The sequence below is a fragment of the Sphingobium sp. AP50 genome (genome assembly GCF_900109095.1).
Lineage (GTDB): Bacteria > Pseudomonadota > Alphaproteobacteria > Sphingomonadales > Sphingomonadaceae > Sphingobium.
Genome location: NZ_FNYZ01000007.1, coordinates 87,381 through 104,712 on the forward strand (window position 1 = coordinate 87,381; position 17,332 = coordinate 104,712).

The 17,332-nt window shown below is 60.5% G+C and carries 19 protein-coding genes; 12 read left to right on the top strand and 7 right to left on the bottom strand.

Translation table 11 applies throughout. The features are described from left to right. The first annotated feature begins 19 nt into the window (after positions 1–19). From paaI to BMY84_RS13545, 12 genes are all read left to right on the top strand, one after another. The gene (gene paaI, locus BMY84_RS13490) at positions 20–490 is read left to right on the top strand and encodes a hydroxyphenylacetyl-CoA thioesterase PaaI (protein WP_228383772.1); all 471 of its coding nucleotides are present in this window, start codon (positions 20–22) and stop codon (positions 488–490) included. Next, entirely contained in the window at positions 483–1,685 is a 1,203-nt protein-coding gene (gene pcaF / locus BMY84_RS13495; protein ID WP_039570700.1) for a 3-oxoadipyl-CoA thiolase, read from the top strand. The genes paaI and pcaF overlap by 8 nt, the downstream gene beginning before the upstream one ends. Positions 1,686–1,750: 65 nt before the next feature. Continuing rightward, positions 1,751–2,734, top strand: coding sequence for a 1,2-phenylacetyl-CoA epoxidase subunit PaaA (gene paaA / locus BMY84_RS13500; RefSeq protein WP_039570697.1), 984 nt, complete (start codon positions 1,751–1,753; stop codon positions 2,732–2,734). 13 nt (positions 2,735–2,747) lie between these two features. Further along, complete coding sequence (gene paaB, locus BMY84_RS13505; RefSeq protein ID WP_066043567.1) at positions 2,748–3,032, top strand: 1,2-phenylacetyl-CoA epoxidase subunit PaaB; 285 nt, start codon at positions 2,748–2,750, stop codon at positions 3,030–3,032. Continuing rightward, entirely contained in the window at positions 3,032–3,802 is a 771-nt protein-coding gene (gene paaC, locus BMY84_RS13510) for a 1,2-phenylacetyl-CoA epoxidase subunit PaaC (protein WP_256215252.1), read from the top strand. Before paaB ends, paaC begins: the two co-directional genes overlap by 1 nt. Then, positions 3,789–4,286, top strand: a complete 498-nt coding sequence (paaD, locus tag BMY84_RS13515; protein WP_093084507.1) for a 1,2-phenylacetyl-CoA epoxidase subunit PaaD — start codon at positions 3,789–3,791, stop codon at positions 4,284–4,286. Before paaC ends, paaD begins: the two co-directional genes overlap by 14 nt. Then, entirely contained in the window at positions 4,195–5,370 is a 1,176-nt protein-coding gene (paaE, locus tag BMY84_RS13520) for a 1,2-phenylacetyl-CoA epoxidase subunit PaaE (protein WP_167702723.1), read from the top strand. The genes paaD and paaE overlap by 92 nt, the downstream gene beginning before the upstream one ends. 68 nt (positions 5,371–5,438) lie before the next feature. Further along, positions 5,439–6,026, top strand: coding sequence for a TetR/AcrR family transcriptional regulator (locus tag BMY84_RS13525; RefSeq protein ID WP_039570686.1), 588 nt, complete (start codon positions 5,439–5,441; stop codon positions 6,024–6,026). Positions 6,027–7,014: 988 nt separating this feature from the next. Further along, positions 7,015–8,118 carry an NAD(P)-dependent alcohol dehydrogenase gene (locus BMY84_RS13530; protein WP_256215246.1) on the top strand — a complete coding sequence of 368 codons (1,104 nt, stop codon included), beginning with the start codon at positions 7,015–7,017 and terminating at the stop codon, positions 8,116–8,118. Between the two features lie 50 nt (positions 8,119–8,168). Continuing rightward, positions 8,169–9,578 carry a coniferyl aldehyde dehydrogenase gene (locus tag BMY84_RS13535; RefSeq protein ID WP_177204028.1) on the top strand — a complete coding sequence of 470 codons (1,410 nt, stop codon included), beginning with the start codon at positions 8,169–8,171 and terminating at the stop codon, positions 9,576–9,578. Between the two features lie 31 nt (positions 9,579–9,609). Beyond that, positions 9,610–10,284: an OmpW/AlkL family protein gene (locus BMY84_RS13540; RefSeq protein ID WP_143075044.1), complete on the top strand. Its 675-nt coding sequence runs from the start codon at positions 9,610–9,612 to the stop codon at positions 10,282–10,284. An 88-nt stretch (positions 10,285–10,372) separates the two neighbouring features. After that, positions 10,373–11,275 (top strand): AraC family transcriptional regulator, encoded by a 903-nt coding sequence (locus BMY84_RS13545; RefSeq protein WP_177204015.1) that lies wholly within the window; start codon positions 10,373–10,375, stop codon positions 11,273–11,275. A gap of 57 nt (positions 11,276–11,332) precedes the next feature. Here BMY84_RS13545 and BMY84_RS13550 read toward each other — a convergent pair whose 3' ends face one another. From BMY84_RS13550 to BMY84_RS13580, 7 genes are read right to left on the bottom strand one after another with little or no spacing between them, the layout of a single operon-like run. Next, positions 11,333–11,794, bottom strand: coding sequence for a hotdog fold thioesterase (locus tag BMY84_RS13550; protein WP_218146954.1), 462 nt, complete (start codon positions 11,792–11,794; stop codon positions 11,333–11,335). Further along, positions 11,791–12,789 (bottom strand): NAD(P)H-dependent flavin oxidoreductase, encoded by a 999-nt coding sequence (locus tag BMY84_RS13555; protein ID WP_093084513.1) that lies wholly within the window; start codon positions 12,787–12,789, stop codon positions 11,791–11,793. The genes BMY84_RS13550 and BMY84_RS13555 overlap by 4 nt, the downstream gene beginning before the upstream one ends. Then, on the bottom strand, positions 12,782–13,810 hold the full coding sequence (dmpG, locus tag BMY84_RS13560; protein ID WP_093084515.1) for a 4-hydroxy-2-oxovalerate aldolase: 1,029 nt from the start codon (positions 13,808–13,810) through the stop codon (positions 12,782–12,784). The genes BMY84_RS13555 and dmpG overlap by 8 nt, the downstream gene beginning before the upstream one ends. After that, positions 13,810–14,748 carry an acetaldehyde dehydrogenase (acetylating) gene (locus tag BMY84_RS13565; protein ID WP_039570673.1) on the bottom strand — a complete coding sequence of 313 codons (939 nt, stop codon included), beginning with the start codon at positions 14,746–14,748 and terminating at the stop codon, positions 13,810–13,812. Before BMY84_RS13565 ends, dmpG begins: the two co-directional genes overlap by 1 nt. Positions 14,749–14,750: 2 nt before the next feature. After that, on the bottom strand, positions 14,751–15,527 hold the full coding sequence (locus BMY84_RS13570) for a 2-keto-4-pentenoate hydratase (protein WP_039570670.1): 777 nt from the start codon (positions 15,525–15,527) through the stop codon (positions 14,751–14,753). Continuing rightward, positions 15,524–16,435: a VOC family protein gene (locus BMY84_RS13575; protein WP_039570667.1), complete on the bottom strand. Its 912-nt coding sequence runs from the start codon at positions 16,433–16,435 to the stop codon at positions 15,524–15,526. Before BMY84_RS13575 ends, BMY84_RS13570 begins: the two co-directional genes overlap by 4 nt. Beyond that, positions 16,432–17,268, bottom strand: a complete 837-nt coding sequence (locus tag BMY84_RS13580; RefSeq protein WP_039570664.1) for an alpha/beta fold hydrolase — start codon at positions 17,266–17,268, stop codon at positions 16,432–16,434. Before BMY84_RS13580 ends, BMY84_RS13575 begins: the two co-directional genes overlap by 4 nt. Positions 17,269–17,332: the final 64 nt, after the last annotated feature.

Below are 17,332 nucleotides of genomic sequence, written 5' to 3' on the forward strand. Positions count from 1 at the left end.
ATCGTGCGGCTAAGGTGGAATGATGTTGAACCACAGAAATCTCTCCCGGTCTCCCAGCGAGCATCTCGCCTGGCGGGTCGCCATTGACCTGCTGTCGAAAGAGGGAACCGGGACCGCGTGGGCCCTGACCCTGGAAGCGGCGGATGCAGGAATGAGCCGCGTGTCGATGCGACTGACGTCGGCAATGACGAACGGCCATGGCACTGCTCATGGCGGGATGATCTTCGCGCTTGCCGACTCGGCATTTGCCTACGCCTGCAACTCCCGCAACGTCGCTGCCGTCGCTCAGAGCTGTGCGATTGCGTTCATAGACGCCGGCCACCCAGGGGAACGGCTGGTGGCGGAAGCACGCGAGTTGGCCGTGCGTGGAAGGACAGGCAGCTACGCAATCACTGTATTTGGCGAGGACGGCCGTGTCGTCGCTACCATGCAAGGCCTGAGCCGATCGCTCGGCAGGCCTGTAATCGAAGGACTTCAATCAGATGCCTGAAGCATTTATCTGTGACGCCGCCCGGACGCCAATCGGACGCTATGGCGGAGCATTGGCGCAAGTGCGCGCGGACGACTTGGCCGCCATTCCAATTCGCGCGCTCAAGGAACGCCATCCCCAGATCGACTGGAACGGCATCGACGATGTCGTGCTCGGCTGTGCCAACCAGGCGGGCGAGGACAATCGCGACGTTGCCAGAATGGCCGCCCTACTTGCCGGCCTTGGCGAGGGCGCCCCCGGCACCACGCTCAATCGACTGTGCGGGTCGGGCCTGGATGCGGTGGCTTACGCCGCCCGCGCGATCCGGTCGGGTGATGCGGATCTGATCGTTGCGGGTGGCGTCGAGAGCATGACGCGCGCTCCGTTCGTGACCGGAAAGGCGCAAAGCGCCTTTGCGCGCGAAGCACAGATATTCGACACGACCATCGGCTGGCGCTTCGTCAACCCACTGATGAAGGCGCAATATGGCGTCGATTCGATGCCGGAGACCGCCCAGAACGTCGCGGACGACTTCCAGATCTCGCGCGAGGATCAGGATCGCTTCGCCGTAGAAAGTCAGGCGCGCGCGGCGCGGGCTCAGGAGAACGGCCGCCTCGCGCGCGAGATCGTGCCCGTCACCATCCCGCAGAAGAAGGGCGATCCGATCGTCGTCGACCGCGACGAGCATCCACGCGCAACCAGCATGGAAGCGCTCGCGAAACTCAGGCCGATCGTTCGCCCTGACGGTAGTGTCACCGCGGGCAATGCCAGCGGCGTTAATGACGGCGCTGCAGCCCTGCTGATCGCATCGCAGGCCAGTGTCGAGAAATATAACCTTAATCCGATCGCGCGGATCGTTGGCATGGCCGTCGCCGGCGTCCCGCCCCGGATCATGGGGATCGGGCCTGCACCGGCTACACAGCGACTTCTCGAGCGGATCGGTGTCGCACTCAAGGACATCGACGTCATCGAGCTCAACGAGGCATTCGCTTCGCAAGGCCTCGCTGTCCTGCGCCAACTCGGCCTTCCCGACAACGCGGACCATGTGAATGCAAATGGCGGTGCGATTGCTCTTGGGCATCCACTGGGCATGTCGGGCGCGCGTCTTGCGCAGTCGGCGGCCATCGAAATGGCGGATAGGGGCGCGCGTTACGCACTATGCACGATGTGCATCGGGGTCGGACAGGGCATCGCCATGCTGCTCGCGCAACCTTGATCGCAGTTATTAGTTGACCGAGCGGTCGATTAATAATATCACCATGTTCGAGGAGATTTTGAGCCATGTACACGACCGAATTGCAAAAGGCCGACCCTGGGGTCCGCAGCGTCGAGCCGGCTGATCTTGTCGCGGCGTTCGAGGCGCGCGTCGCCGCGGACGAATTCATCGAGCCCAAGGACTGGATGCCCGAAGCTTACCGCCGGACGCTGATCCGGCAGATCTCGCAACACGCCCACAGCGAAATCGTCGGCATGCTTCCTGAAGGTAACTGGATCACCCGCGCACCTTCCCTCCGCCGCAAAGCCATCCTCCTCGCCAAGGTGCAGGACGAAGGTGGCCACGGTCTCTATCTCTATTCGGCCGCCGAGACACTCGGGGCGAGCCGCGCCGAGATGATCGATGCACTACATGCGGGCAAAGCCAAGTACAGCACGATCTTCAACTATCCGACCCCGACCTGGGCTGACATCGGCGCGATCGGCTGGCTGGTGGACGGTGCGGCCATCATGAACCAGGTGCCCCTCCAGCGGACCTCCTACGGCCCCTATGCACGGGCCATGGTACGGGTGTGCAAGGAGGAGAGCTTCCACCAGCGCCAGGGATATGAAATCATGATGACGTTGGCGGCCGGCACGTCGGCGCAGCGCCGCATGGCACAGGATGCGCTGGACCGCTGGTGGTGGCCTGCCCTGATGATGTTCGGTCCGCCTGACGACCAGTCGCCCAATTCCGAACAATCGATGCGCTGGCGTATCAAGCGCGACACCAATGATGAGTTGCGCCAGAAATTCGTCGACGCAACCGTGCCGCAGGCGGAATTGCTTGGTCTTACGATCCCGGATCCCGACCTACGCTGGAACGAGGCGCGCGGCGGTTATGATTTCGGCGCCATCGAATGGGAGGAGTTCTTTGCCGTCGTTCGTGGTGAAGGTCCCTGCGCCAGGGAGCGGATCGAGGCACGACGCAAGGCATGGGAAGATGGCGCCTGGGTGCGTGAAGCTGCCGATGCCTATGAAATGAAGCGGCGCCAGCGCCTCGCAGCCTGATTGGAACACGACGATGAGTAATGATTGGCCTCTCTGGGAGGTTTTCGTCCGCGCGCGCGGCGGACTGTCCCACAAGCATGTCGGCTCTGTCCACGCGCCCGACGCCGAACTGGCGCTTCGCCATGCTCGGGACACCTATACCCGCCGCATGGAGGGGGTGAGCATCTGGACAGTACGCTCGGCCGACATCGTTGCGTCCGATCCTGCACAAGCCGGCCCTCTTTTCGCGCCGGCCGAGGACAAGGTCTATCGGCATCCGACCTTCTATGACCTGCCCGACGCCGTGAGGCATATGTGATGGACAATGCTGTGATGGTCCGCGAGGCGCATGTGGCCTATCTGATCGGATTGGGCGACGACGCTCTGATCCTGGGTCAGCGCCTGTCCGAATGGTGCGGACACGCGCCCTCGGTCGAAGTCGATTTGTCGCTTGCCAATCTTGGGCTCGACCTGATTGGCCAGGGGACGCTGCTGCTGGCGCATGCCGCTGAGATCGAAAATGGCGGCCGGGATGCTGACGCCCTCGCCTTTCACCGGGACGAACTCGACTTTCGCAATTGCCTGCTGGTCGAGCAACCCAATGGCGATTTCGCCCGCACAATGGCGCGGCAATTTTTTTTCTCGACGTTCCAGAACCTGCTCTATGGGGCGCTGACGGCATCGTCGGATTCCGAACTTGCAGCAATCGCCGCGAAAGCCGTCAAGGAAACCGAATATCATGCAGGCCTCGCGCGCGAGTGGGTAGTCCGCTTGGGCGATGGCACCGAGGAAAGCCGTCTGCGCATGATCGATGGCCTGGAATGGAATTGGCGGTTCATCGACGAACTGTTCGTCAATGATGCGGTGGACGAAGCGATGATCGAGACTCGCATCGGCATCGACCGCGCCAAACTTCGCGAGCCTTTCGACCTCATCGTCGCGCAATCACTTGCTGAAGCGACGCTGGACCTGCCTGCACAGCACCGGCCTGTCACCGGCGGCCGCCAGGGCAAGCACAGCGAACATCTCGGTCACCTGCTTGCAGTGATGCAGCATATCCCACGCAGTTTTCCCGATGCACGCTGGTGACATCTCTTCGCCCAGCTTCGAGGACCGGGTGCGCGATGTCCTGTGCGATGTGCCCGACCCTGAGATCCCCGCAATCTCTGTGGTCGAGTTGGGAATCGTCAGGGCTATAGAATGCTCACCCCCAACTGTCCTGCTCACCCCGACCTATAGCGGCTGTCCCGCCACTCTTGTGATCGAGCAGGCCGTGCGGCACGCTCTGGATCACGCCGGATTCGGTGAAGTCGGCATCCGGACGGTACTCTCGCCGCCATGGACGACCGATTGGATCAGCGACGCGGGCCGTGAAAAACTCAAGGCTTATGGCATTGCGCCGCCGCCACGCGGCGCTTCGATGTCCTCGCTGCGCAATAGGGAGGCAGCAGCGTGTCCCCGATGCGGATCCGCCGCGACCCATGAAGTCAGCCGTTTCGGATCGACGCCATGCAAGGCGCTCTGGCAGTGCGAAGACTGCCTGGAGCCGTTCGACCGCTTCAAATGTCATTAAGGAGAGACCCTTGTCCGTCGCATTTCACGAACTGACCGTCGCCGAGGTTCGGCGCGAGACCGACGACGCCGTCGCGGTTCGCCTCGCTTTGCCGGAAGACTGCGGCGATGCGTTCGCTTTCAGTCCTGGACAACACCTGACCCTTCGACGCTTGTTCGAAAACGACGATGTACGGCGAAATTATTCGATTTGTGCATCGCCAGACGAAGGCGCGCTATGGGTCGCGATCAAGCAGGTTCCCGGCGGGCAGTTCTCATCCTGGGCGAACAGCGAACTCAAGCAGGGTGACCGCCTGGAGGCAATGTCTCCCCATGGCAGCTTTACCTGGAAATTCACGCCTGCGCGCCGCGCACATTATCTTGGTATTGCGGCGGGCTCGGGCATCACGCCGATCCTGTCACTCATCAAGACGATGCTGGCGCAAGAGCCTGAGAGCCGTTTCACCTTGCTTTATGGCAATCGGCACAGCGGCTCAGTGATGTTTCTGGAGACGCTTTCTGCCCTCAAGAACCGCAATATGGGGCGACTTCAGGTCCATCATTTCCTGAGCGGCGAGGAAGAGGATATCGAACTCTTCAACGGTCGTCTTGAAGCTGAGAAACTAGGTGATATTTTCGAGCGGTTGGTTGATCCCTCGACGATCGAGGCAGCATTTCTGTGCGGACCTGGCGCTATGATGGATGCAGCCCAGGCCGCGCTCCTCGCCAAGGATGTGCCCTCATCCTCCATTTTGGCCGAGCGTTTTACGGCCGACAGGCCCGCTGGCAACGCGGAACAGCGGGCAGCGTTGGAGCGCCAGTCACAGGGTCGCAAGGTCAGCGTCACGCTTGATGGACGCAGGCGCTCGATCAGCTTCGACAGCGCGCGCGGCAGCATCCTGGAAAATGCCCGCGCGGCCGGCATGTCCGCCCCCTATGCCTGTAAAGCAGGTGTCTGCGCGACATGCCGGGCCAAGCTTGTGACCGGAGATGTGCATATGGAGGCGAACTACGGCCTCTCGGCTGACGAAATCGCTCAGGGCTACATCCTTACCTGTCAGGCCATGCCGTTGACCGATGACGTCTCGGTGGACTTCGACGCCTGAGCATCTGCTTGGCCTCGCGCGCGCCCTCTGGCATAGCCGATGAAGAATCTGGCTTTGGAGATATATGCGTGGCGAGGACACAGGCGGCAGACTATGACGACCGGCGCGAAGCGATCGTCGAAATAGCCGCGCGGCTGTACGGTGAAACTGGATTTCTGGGAAGTTCTATCGCAGATCTTGCTAAAGCATCAGGTATCTCGAAGTCGTTATTGTATCATTATTTTTCCTCCAAGGAGGATATACTGTTCGAGATCATGATCGGGCATGTCGAAGCGCTGCGCGCCTCCGCCGATGAGGTTTCTGACCTGCCGGACTCTGCCGATCGTTTAAAGGCCCTGACCCATGGCTTCATGAAGCTCTACGCCAACGCATCCTATCGGCACAAGGTTCTCATCAATGATCTCGACAAGCTACCCGTCGAGCGGAGATCGGCCATCATAGAGGCCGAGCGAAGGCTTCTCGATATTGTTGACGGTATTATTGTCGATCGCGCCACCACACTGGGCAAGAACAAGGGAAAGCGACGAGCTTTGACCATGCTGTATTTTGGCATGATCAATTGGACTCATACCTGGTTTGACCCTGCGGGAGAAATCAATGGAGACCAGCTTGCCGACATGGTCGTCGATCTTTTTCTGAAGGGCCTGCCCAGCTAGGCGGTGTGGGCAGCGACATAGCAGTTAACGCAGCACGAGCGAGCCGCAGCCCTTCCTGGGGTAGGCTTGTCCGACCCGTCGGCGTCTCGATGATATCTCTCGGGGAAAGCAGCAACCTGTTCGGCAAGCTTTCGTGCCGGAGTGGGCCTTGCGCAAACGGATCGTTATCGGCACCGTGCGCTTGCCGCCTCCACCCCAGAGGGCCGGCACCTGTGCAGACGCAGTGGAATCTGACGGAGTGACACCGCAGATGTTTCGACCGCACATAAATATCATACCGATCGACGACATCGGTTGTCCAGTCCCGAGAGGCATCGGGTATTTTGCATCTCGTCTCCGGCAGGCCAATTCAGCCTGTCGATCGTCGAACCACCTTCATCGTGCGAATATTGAGGCCCAGACTCTTTCCCGTGACAGGATCGAGCCATTCCTCCTCGTGGCCCAATCAGCACGGCGGAGGTCAGTTGCATTACAATCTGATCTTCGACCCTTTTGCTTCGGGACAATCCCCAACTCGTGTCACTCCTTCCTCGCATCCGGAAACGGCAGGATCATTTCGGTCTCCCAACTGGAAAGAAGAGCACGCATCCGCAATTGTCTGCACGCAGGCGCAAACGCGCCATCAATAGAAGCGCTAAGCTGAGGGGCGCTCTTTAGCTGATGGACAGGGGACCGAGCGCGCCGTCACCATGATGTTCAGGTCAACGACATGAAGCAGTTTGAGAGGATGCTGGCAATGTCAGCTCAACCAATATTTCTGTTGCTGACGACAGCATGGCCTGTCGGGATCGGGCGCGCAATCTATCCGCAATCGCGTGTTTCACGACAAGGGTCGGTACATCGAGGGTCCTGGCCCGATCAGCAATTGGACTTTGGTGACGTAATTCAGGCACCGCGACAAGCGCCGCCGCATGCCGTGATCGGACTTCGCTCGATAGCGTCATGGAGCCGATATTAGACAAAAATTGATCAAATGGGAGAAGATAGAGTGACCGATATCGTTGCAGCATTGACGCCGTGCCATGGTGGCGCATGGGAAATGGCCTCTGCTGAACTGGACGCGCCTCGGGGCGACGAAGTGCTCATCCGGATTGTGGCGACGGGTGTTTGCCATACGGACATGAGCGTGCGCGCCCAGGATCTCCCCACACCTCTCCCAGCCGTGCTGGGCCATGAGGGCGCTGGCGTGATTGAACAGATCGGGCCGGATGTGACGACGCTGGCGGTTGGCGATCATGTCGTTCTCACCATGACCCATTGCGGCAAATGCTCCAACTGCGTGACTGGACACACCGTCTATTGTGACAATGTCATGCCCCTGAATTTCAGTGGCCGTCGGCTCGATGGCAGCCCAACCATCACCTGTCACGGAGAAGCGATCAGCGGAAGCTTCTTCGGCCAATCGTCCTTTGCAACATATGCCCTCGCCAGTGAACGCAATGCGGTGAAGGTGGTCAAGGACGTCGATCTCACGCTGCTCGGCCCTCTGGGTTGCGGTATCCAGACGGGCGCCGGGACAGTCATCAACGTGCTCCGGCCGGAGGTGGGCAGCTCGATCGCGGTCTTCGGCGCCGGAGCGGTCGGGCTTGCCGCTATCATGGCAGCGTCCGCGGTGGGCTGCACGACGATCATCGCTGTCGACCTGCATGACAATCGGCTTGATCTCGCGAGGCAGGTCGGGGCGAACCATGTGGTGAAAGCCGGAGCTGATACGGTGGAGACCATCCGCGAACTATCGGCGGGGGGCGTCGACTATGCGCTGGATACGACCGCTGTGCCTGCGGTGATCCGTCAGAGCGTCGATGTCCTCAAGATGCGGGGGCGCGCGATGCTGGTTGGGGTGCCAAAACCTGGTGCCGAATTCACTCTTTCGGCCATGGACATGCTCTTCGGCAAGTCGATCGGCGGCGCGCTTGAGGGTGAGGCCACGCCAAAGACCTTCATCCCGCACATGATCGCGCTGTGGAAGCAAGGGAAATTCCCCTTCGACAAGCTGATCCGCTTTTATGAGTTCAACCAGATCAATGAAGCCGTTGCCGATAGCGAAAGCGGCAAGACGCTGAAACCCGTGCTCCGCATCGGCGCGCTGTGATCTCTCCACATCTGCCGAGAACCACCGGCGTGACCGAAAAGGCCCCGAACATGGACTTCAAGAGCCGGCTCGAAACCATCATCAACCGCCAGCGACACTCCTATATCGCCGATGGATTTCCCTCCGCCGCCATCAGGATCGATCGCCTGAGCCGCGCCATAGCGCTCCTTGTGGAAAACAGGGATGCGATTGCCGCCGCCCTGTCAGAGGATTTCGGCCACAGAAGCACGATCCAGACGATCATCGCTGACGTCTTTGCCGCTGTTGGCTCGCTACGGCTCGCAAGTGCTCAAGTCGAACGATGGATGCAACCGGAGTTCTACGAGAGTCTCGCTCACGATGCCGAAGCCCGGGTTGAATATCATCCGCTCGGTGTGGTCGGCATTATCGGCCCCTGGAACTTTCCATATAATCTGGTTTTCTCGCCCCTCGCCGGCATTCTTGCCGCGGGCAACCGCGCTGTCGTAAAGCCCTCGGAATTCACGCCGAAATCGTCCGCGCTGATGGGCGATCTGATCGCCCGCTACTTCGCCCCGGAGGAAGTCGCCGTGATTGAAGGCGGGCCGGAGGAGGGAGAGACATTCTCCGGCGCCAAATGGGATCACCTGATTTTCACCGGGTCAACCACGGTCGGCCGGCACGTCATGCGCGCGGCGGCGGCCAATCTCACGCCTGTGACGCTGGAACTTGGCGGAAAATCCCCAGTGATCCTGACGGACCAGTTCGACATGGCCGAGTCGGCTGCGCGCGTGATGACAGTCAAGACCTACAATGCAGGGCAGATCTGTCTCGCACCGGACCATGTCTATGTCCCGCGCGGTACGGAGCGGGCGTTTGTTGATGCATGCGTAGCTGCCACGCGGACAATGTACCCTGACGGCACGCTCTCGGACGATTATACCGCGATCATCAGCGAACGGCACTTTGCCCGCCTTCAACACATCGTGGAAGATGCCCGACAGAAGGGTGCCGAGGTGGTCGAAGTGCTCGCAACGGCACCCGAGGCCAATGATCGCCGGATGACGCCAACGATATTGGTCGGCGTGAACGATGACATGATGGTGATGCAGGAGGAGATCTTCGGCCCGGTCTTGCCGGTGATAGGCTATGATTCACTCGACGCGGTCATCGCGAAGATCCGCTCCGGCCCCTCCCCCCTCGCGCTCTATTATTTCGGCGAGGACGACGCGACCGCGCGTGAAGTCATCGATGGCACCGCCTCGGGTGGTGTGACGATCAACGACGTTATGGCCCATGTGTTTGCCGAAGGTCTGCCATTTGGCGGGGTCGGCCCTTCCGGTATGGGCGCTTATCACGGCAATGTCGGTTTCCGAACCTTCAGCCACGCACGTTCCATCTATCGACAAAGCAAAGCCACCGAAGCCGTGATGCTGATGCGCGCGCCTTATGGTGAGCAGACCCGCCAGTTTCTGGAGGAGGCACTGCTCAAGGGGCACTGACAACAAGAAAAATCATAGAAGGAGATGAATATTGAAAAGACTATCAATGATCGCGTCTGCACTTGTCCTCAGCTTGGGCTACACTGCAGCCGGCGCGCAAAATGCTGATCCCCATGGTGCCAAGGGGCGTGCCTATGTCCGTGTCAGCGTCGCCCATTTCTTCTTTAACGAAAATGCAAAGATCAAGCTGGGCGGCGCGCCTGTCGCGGGAGGCAACGCGACGGTCGAAGACAACACGCCACCCTCGCTGGAGGTGGGCTATTTCATATTGCCGAACATATCCGTTGCGGCGACCATCGGCTTGCCCCCCAAGACCACGCTCAGGGGCGCGGGCACGTTGAGTTCGGCCGGCGACCTGGGAACGGTGACATACGGCCCTGGGGTCTACACGGTGCGCTATCACCTCAATCCCAATGGTCCGATCAGACCGTATGTCGGCGCCGGAGTAAACTGGACGATCATTTTCGATACGGACGATCGTGCGCTGCAAAACTTCAAAACATCCAATACCGTCGGACCCGCCCTCGTCGCTGGCGTCGAGGTGCCATTCAATCAGCGTTTTAGCCTATTCGGTTCAGTGTCTAAGGCATGGGTATCTACAAATTCGCGTTACAATCTGCCAACACCGGGCGGTTTGGTCCCTGGCACTGCCCGTGTCGCGCTCGACCCGCTCGTCGTGAACGCGGGGCTGCAGGTGAATTTTTAGCAAACCGGTTCTCATGAGACAAAGATCAGCGTCGAACGCAGAGCTGTTCGACGCAAATCTTGCCGCCGCCTCCAAGATACGCTACCGTATGGAAAAGGTGAATCCAGTGGCGTCCGACCTATTTCTGCGTGAGTGCGACAGAATTTTTCCCAACCTCGAGATCGGCATCGCCGATGATGTCGATCTCGCAGGGAACGTCGTTCAGCGCCGCGTCGCCGGAATGGATGCCATTCGTATCGAGAGCCCGGCTCTGCTCGGTCGTGCAAGCCGGAAGCGCTCTACCCGGCTGGAGGCCCGCTGCAAGATCGTCTGGCAGATGGAGGGGAGTTCGGTTTTTACGAACGACCAGCAGCAGGTATGCCTTTCGGCGGGTGACGTACTCCATGTACCGCTGGGCGAAGCTTATTCCCTGGATGTTCTGACGGGCTATCGGGCTGTCATGCTCGTGATACCTGAGCGCCATACGATACTCGCCTCGCTTCCTTCCGGCCGTGACATACGCTTAATAACCGGCAACAGCGCGATGAAAGCCGCCGGCGCCGTTGTGAGCTGCCTTTTCGACGATGATGACCAGGAGAGCTGTGGTCCGCATCTCCTTCAAGCGGCTTTCGATCTGATCCGTGGTTCCCTGTCGAACAGATTGGGGACGATTGCCGAAAGACGTTATGCCCGGCGGGCGCGACATCATATCGAGGCACATCTCGCCGATCGCTACACTCCAAACGATCTTGCCCGCGATATGGGAATGTCTCGCCGTGCACTATATGCCGCCTTGGCAGCGGAAGGAGAAAGTCCCGCCAAGCTCATCCGCCTGGTGCGCCTGGAATCTGCCCGTCGATGTCTGATGGACGACAGTCAACGCGATCTCAGCCTCGGCGAGATCGCGTTGCGCGCAGGCCTCAATGATGGGGCAGCGCTCAGCCGGGCCTTTCGCGCGGAATTCGGGACGACGCCAAGCGCTGTCCGGGACACTGCGGTTTCATTTGCATGAGCATTCGCAGCGAAGCGGAAGGCGTGAGAAAGCGGCAGACTTCGCCAGTCCTCGATCTCACCCTTTGTTCGCAGGCGCTCCGCGCTCAAGCGGAATAACTGCAAGCGTCACGCGGGATATGCAGACCAGACGGCCGGCATCGTCAGTGATGCGAACCGTCCAGACCTGGGTTATCCGCTGACGAGCCTCTGGCCTCGCCGTCGCCGTCACCCAGCCATCGGCAACCGGCCGCATGTGATTGGCGTTTATCTCCATGCCCACCGCGGTTTCACGCGCGGGATCCAGCGTCAGCAGGCCGGCCACAGAGGCTGTCGTTTCAGCCAACACCACGGATGCGCCTCCATGCAGGCGCCCCAAAGGCTGCACCGTGCGTCGATCAACCGGCATGCGGGCTGTGAGCCAGTCTGGCCCAGCCTCGACGAATTCGATTCCAACATGGGAATTTAAGGACCCTTCACCGAAACGGTTGAGCCCGGCAAGATCGACATGCCCCCCATGCCAAATGGAATCGCTCGTCACCCCGCAACCAAATCCGCTCGGGCCGCCTCGATGTCGTGCGGCCAATCGGTGAACCGCGTGAGGTCTGAGCTGGTCAGACGATATTCTTCCACGAGTTCGTCGACCAATTCGGCAACACTCTGAACTGCGCGCGTGCGACCGACCGAATGCCCCGCTCCCCAAATGTTCTTCCAGGCTTTGGAATCACCATGAAGATTAGAGAAGTCGATCTTCTTTTTGATTTCCAGCATATCCGGGGTGAAGCCGGCAGCATTAAGGCTCTCGCGCATCCAGTTCGATGGGATGCCCGTTACCGCTGTGGTCGTAACAATATCACGCATGGTGGCGCGCACCAGCATCTCACGATTGTCGTCCGAAACGAGACTCTCGCGCGTCGCGATGAAGCGCGTACCCATATAGGCAAAATCAGCCCCGATGGTGAGCGCAGCGCGAATTGCGCGAGCCCCGCCGATCGCACCGCCCAGAATCAGAGGACCATCCCAGAAGCTGCGCACCTCCTCTACGAAGGCAAACGGGCTATAGTGGCCGGTATGGCCGCCGGCACCACTCGCCACCAAGATCAATCCGTCGGCCCCCGCATCCACCGCCTTGCGCGCCTGATCAGGCGTAATGACGTCCGAGAACACCGCCCCACCATAGGCATGAACCCGTTCCAGGGGGCGTCCAGGGCTACCCAGGGCGGTGACGACTATGCGCGGCTTATATTCGCAGATCAGGTCCAGTTCGGCATCGAACCGCTCGTAGGTCGGATGCACGATCATATTGATGGCCCACATCCCCTCGCGACCGGCTGCCTTGAGCTCCGACGTGATACGCGGGAGCCAGGCGGCGAGATCCTCGATCGTCCGTGCATTGGGCGCCGGCAAGGCGCCTATGATGCCTGCTTTGCCTGCCGCGATGACAAGATCGGGGCCGGAGATGAGGAACATCGGCGCAGCGAACACAGGAAGGCGAAGTTCGCCATAGAGCGTATCGACGAGAGAGCGGTCAGCCATCGGCCTGAACCATATCCAGCGCCACGTCGACGATCATATCCTCCTGGCCACCGACCATCCGTCGACGACCAAGCTCGACGAGGATGGCGCGCGTATCGACACCATAGTCAGCGCTCGCCTTCTCCGCATGACGCAGGAAGGAGGAATAGACGCCGGCATAGCCAAGGGACAATGTCTCACGATCCACGCGGACAGGCCGATCCTGCAGAGGGCGGACCAGTTCGTCTGCCGCATCCATCAGCTTGTAAAGATCACAGCCGTGCAGCCACCCCTTGCGCTCAGCCGCGGCGATGAACACCTCGAGCGGCGCATTGCCCGCGCCTGCGCCCATGCCGGCCAGGCTCGCATCAATCCTGATCGCGCCCGACTGAACGCCGACAATCGAATTCGCGACACCAAGGCTGAGATTGTGATGCGCATGAATGCCACGCTGAGTTTCGGGCTTGAGCACCCTGTCATACGCTTCGCACCGCGCGCGATAATCGTCCATGTCCATCGCGCCGCCGCTGTCGGTCACATAAACGCAGTGGGCGCCATAATCTTCCATCAGCTTGGCCTGCCGGGCCAGCGCGTCCGGCTCGCTCATATGGCTCATCATGAGGAAGCCCGAAACGTCCATGCCGAGATTGCGGGCTGCCTCGATATGCTGCCTGGAAATGTCGGCCTCGGTGCAGTGCGTCGCGACGCGCACTGAACGCACCCCGAGCTTGTAGGCGTGCTTCAGCTCCTCGATGGTCCCGATCCCAGGGATCAGCAAAGTGGTGAGGACGCTATGCTCGAGCACATCGGCAACTGCCTCGAGCCATTCCCAGTCAGTATGCGCGCCAAAACCATAGTTGAAAGACGAACCATTGAGACCGTCGCCATGGGCGACCTCGATCGCGTCGACTTTCGCCTCGTCAAGGGCCTTGGCGATCTTTTGGACATGGTCGATGCCATATTGATGGCGAATGGCGTGCATGCCGTCGCGCAGCGTGACGTCCTGAATGTAGAGCTTTGTGGTGCACGGATCGAAGCCCATCATGCGGCCTCCTTTTGCAAGCGTCGGGTTGCGATCTTCTCGGCTGTCTTGAGGCCCGCCGACGTCATGATATCAAGATTGCCCGCATAGGCAGGCAGGTAGTGTGCAGCGCCTTCCACCTCTAGATAGACGCTCGTCTTGATCCCCTCGAAACTACCGAGACCGGGAATCTTGACGGGATTGTTGGACCCGAAGCGCTCGAATTGCACTTTCTGTTTGAGGCGATAACCCGGCACATAGGATTGGACCTTCGCAACCATTGCGAGGATCGCAGCTTCGATTTCCGTCTCGTCCGCGCCGGAGGACAGAGTGAAAACGGTATCGCGCATGAGCAGTGGTGGCTCGGCGGGATTGAGGATGATGATCGCTTTGCCCTTGGCAGCACCGCCGACTTCCTCGATACCGCGACTGGTGGTCTCGGTGAACTCGTCGATATTGGCACGCGTCCCGGGGCCCGCGCTCTTCGACGAAATCGATGCGACGATCTCGCCATAATGAACCGTGGCGACCGATGATACCGCAGCAACGATCGGAATCGTCGCTTGCCCCCCACAAGTGACCATATTGACGTTCGAAGCATCGAGATGGGCGTCACCATTGACCACCGGTATGACATAAGGACCAATGGCCGCCGGGGTCAGGTCGATCATGACCTTGCCGGCACCGGTGACGATGTCGCTATGGCGCTTATGGGCTCCCGCCGAAGTTGCGTCAAAAACGACGCCAATTTCAGGCCACACTGGAAGCGCGACCAGGCCGTCGATTCCTTCCGCTGTCGTTGCGACGCCCATCCGAGCGGCTCGCTTGAGACCGTCGGACTCCGGGTCGATTCCGACGAACGCGCCCATTTCAAGGACGTCGGAATTGCGCATGATCTTGATCATCAGGTCGGTACCGATATTGCCCGATCCAATGATTGCTGCCTTCACCTTGGCCATCGTTAATTCCCATACCTGAATGCAACCCTGCCAAGGCCGCCGATTTTCGCTTCCACCCGGTCGCCGGGCTTGAGAGCCACCATGGGGCCAAGTGCCCCGGTCAAGACAATGTCGCCGGCACGAAGCGGATCACCGGCCGCCGCCAATGTGCGGGCGAGCCACGCGGCCGCCTCAAGCGGATGGCCAAGGCAGGCTGCTCCCGCGCCGAGCGAAGCAAGCTGCCCGTTCACTTCGAGCGCCATCCCGCAGGTGTAAAGGTCGAGCCCATCGAGCGGCTTCCTGGTCTCGCCCAGCACGAAAAAGGCGGAAGACCCATTGTCGGCGACCGTATCGGCAAAGCTGATCTTCCAGTCGGCTATGCGGCTGTCGACGATCTCGATGGCCGCAATCGCATGGGCGGTTGCGGCCGCCACGTCAGCGGCCGTCGCATCGGGATGGTCGAAATCCGTGGCGAGCACGATGGCGACTTCGGCTTCGGCCTTTGGCTGCAGGACCTGTTCGGGCGAAAGCAGGCCATCATTGTCGATTGCCATGTCATCGAACAGCACGCCGAAATCCGGCTGATCGACACCCAGTTGCGCTTGCACTGCCTTGGCGGTCAGCCCGACCTTGCGGCCGACGATGCGGCGCCCCTGGTTCGCCCAGAAGCCCGTGTTGATCGCCTGAACGGCGTAAGCGCCGTCCGCATCGGTTGGATCGAGCACATCCCGGAGCGGGTCCAGGGCAGGTCCCGCATAAGCGGCGCGCAACCGCGCCGCCACATCCTCATAATTGCTCACGCGACGGACTCCAGCTTGGCGGGTTTCGGGGGGCGCTGATAGATGTGGCCCCAGGCCGAGTTGGTGTCATGCGTCAGGACATGCCAACTCTCGTCGTCCACCTCGAGACCGCCCCAGCCATATTCGACGTCGAACCCGGACGGGGTCAGCGGATAAAAGCTCAGCATCTCATCGTTCGAATGGCGCCCCAGCGTGAAGGTCAAATGCCTGCCGCCTTTCATGCAACGATCGAGCGCGCGCCCCACATCGTCGATCGTCGTCACCTCGACCATGAGATGCACGATCTTTTTGGGGATGGGGACAGGCGCGAGGGCGAGCGAGTGATGGCGACCGTTGCAGCGCAGGAAACTGATCTCGATCGGGCGCCCGGGCACGACTTCGGTGTTGATATGATCGGACAAACGGAACCCCAGGGTTTCTGTAAAAAATTCCATCATCGTGGCTTTTTGGCGGCATGCGAGCACAAGATGCCCCAGGCCCTGTCGCCCTGTCTTAAAACGCGTTCCGGTCGGGCTGACGAATGGATCATTGGTCTTCTGCAAGGGGCCGAAAAAGGCCTCATGCGCATTGCCCTCAGGATCCGTGAAACGAATCAGCGAATGTACGCGCCGGTCCGCCGCAACCGCGGCGTCTGCACGATCGACCGTAACGCCGACCCCCTCCAGTCGCGCAGCAAGCGCTGCCAAGGCCGCGCCATCCTTCACTTCCCATCCGGCATAGGCCAGATCATCCCGCGGCCCGACATGAAGGCGAATTCGCGTGGCATATTGATCGGTCCGCAGATCGATGGTGCCATCATCGCGCGGCACCCATTGAAGCCCAAGCTCCTCCTTCGCAAAGACGCGCCAGGCCGCCAGATCCGAAACCTCGAGCCCGATATAACCGAGCGCCTCGACTTCGCTGCTCATGCACCGGCCCCCAGGTGACGACGCGAGAGTGCTACGAAGGCGTCGAAGCGCTCGGCCTGGACCCAGTGTCCACAGCGACCGAACATATGGAATTCCGCGTTCGGCATCGCACGTCCCAGGCGCAGCCCCATCTCGACGGGAATGACCTTGTCCTCCCGGCCATGCAGAACGAGCGTTTGATGCTCGATGCCCGAAACCACGCCCTCGGGCATACCCGAAAGGGGGGTATCCCCCTCATCGTTCGGCTTGACGAGGAGCTTGCGCAATCCCTCCTGAGCGCCAGGAATGAGGCTTGCCTGAAAGCGATCCTCGACCAGTTCGTCGGTGATGAACGAGGGATCATAGGGGAAATGCGTCATCGCCGCGCGCATTGCCTCGCGGCTGGGCGTATAATCCCAGCCAGCGCGCAAGCCGGGCGTCATCGTAAACTTGTCGCAAGGTGTGCCCATCAGCACGAGCCGGTCGAACCGGGCGGGATGACGCGCGGCGGCCGCAAGCGCGAGGGAGCCACCGAAGCTATTCCCTACAAGGCTGGCTTTCTCGATCTCGAGCACATCGAGGATCGCGACGAGATGCTTCACCCAAAGCTTGATGTCGTAGGAGAGATCGGGATTGCGCTCGGTGTAACCAAAACCGGCCATATCGGGAGCGACCACACGAAAGTCGGACGCGAGCACGGGCATGACCCGCTTCCAATTGGTCCATGCCGAAACGCCCGGCCCGGAGCCATGAAGAAGCACCACCGGCCGCCCCTCACCCATGTCATGGACATTCGTTTCGAGGCCAAGCGCGGCAACCGATTTTCCGCGTCCAATTTCGGCGATTTCAGACATCACAATCCTCTCATTGCTGCGAACCGTGGTGAACGGGTTGCGCGCGAATGTCAATACGGTAGCG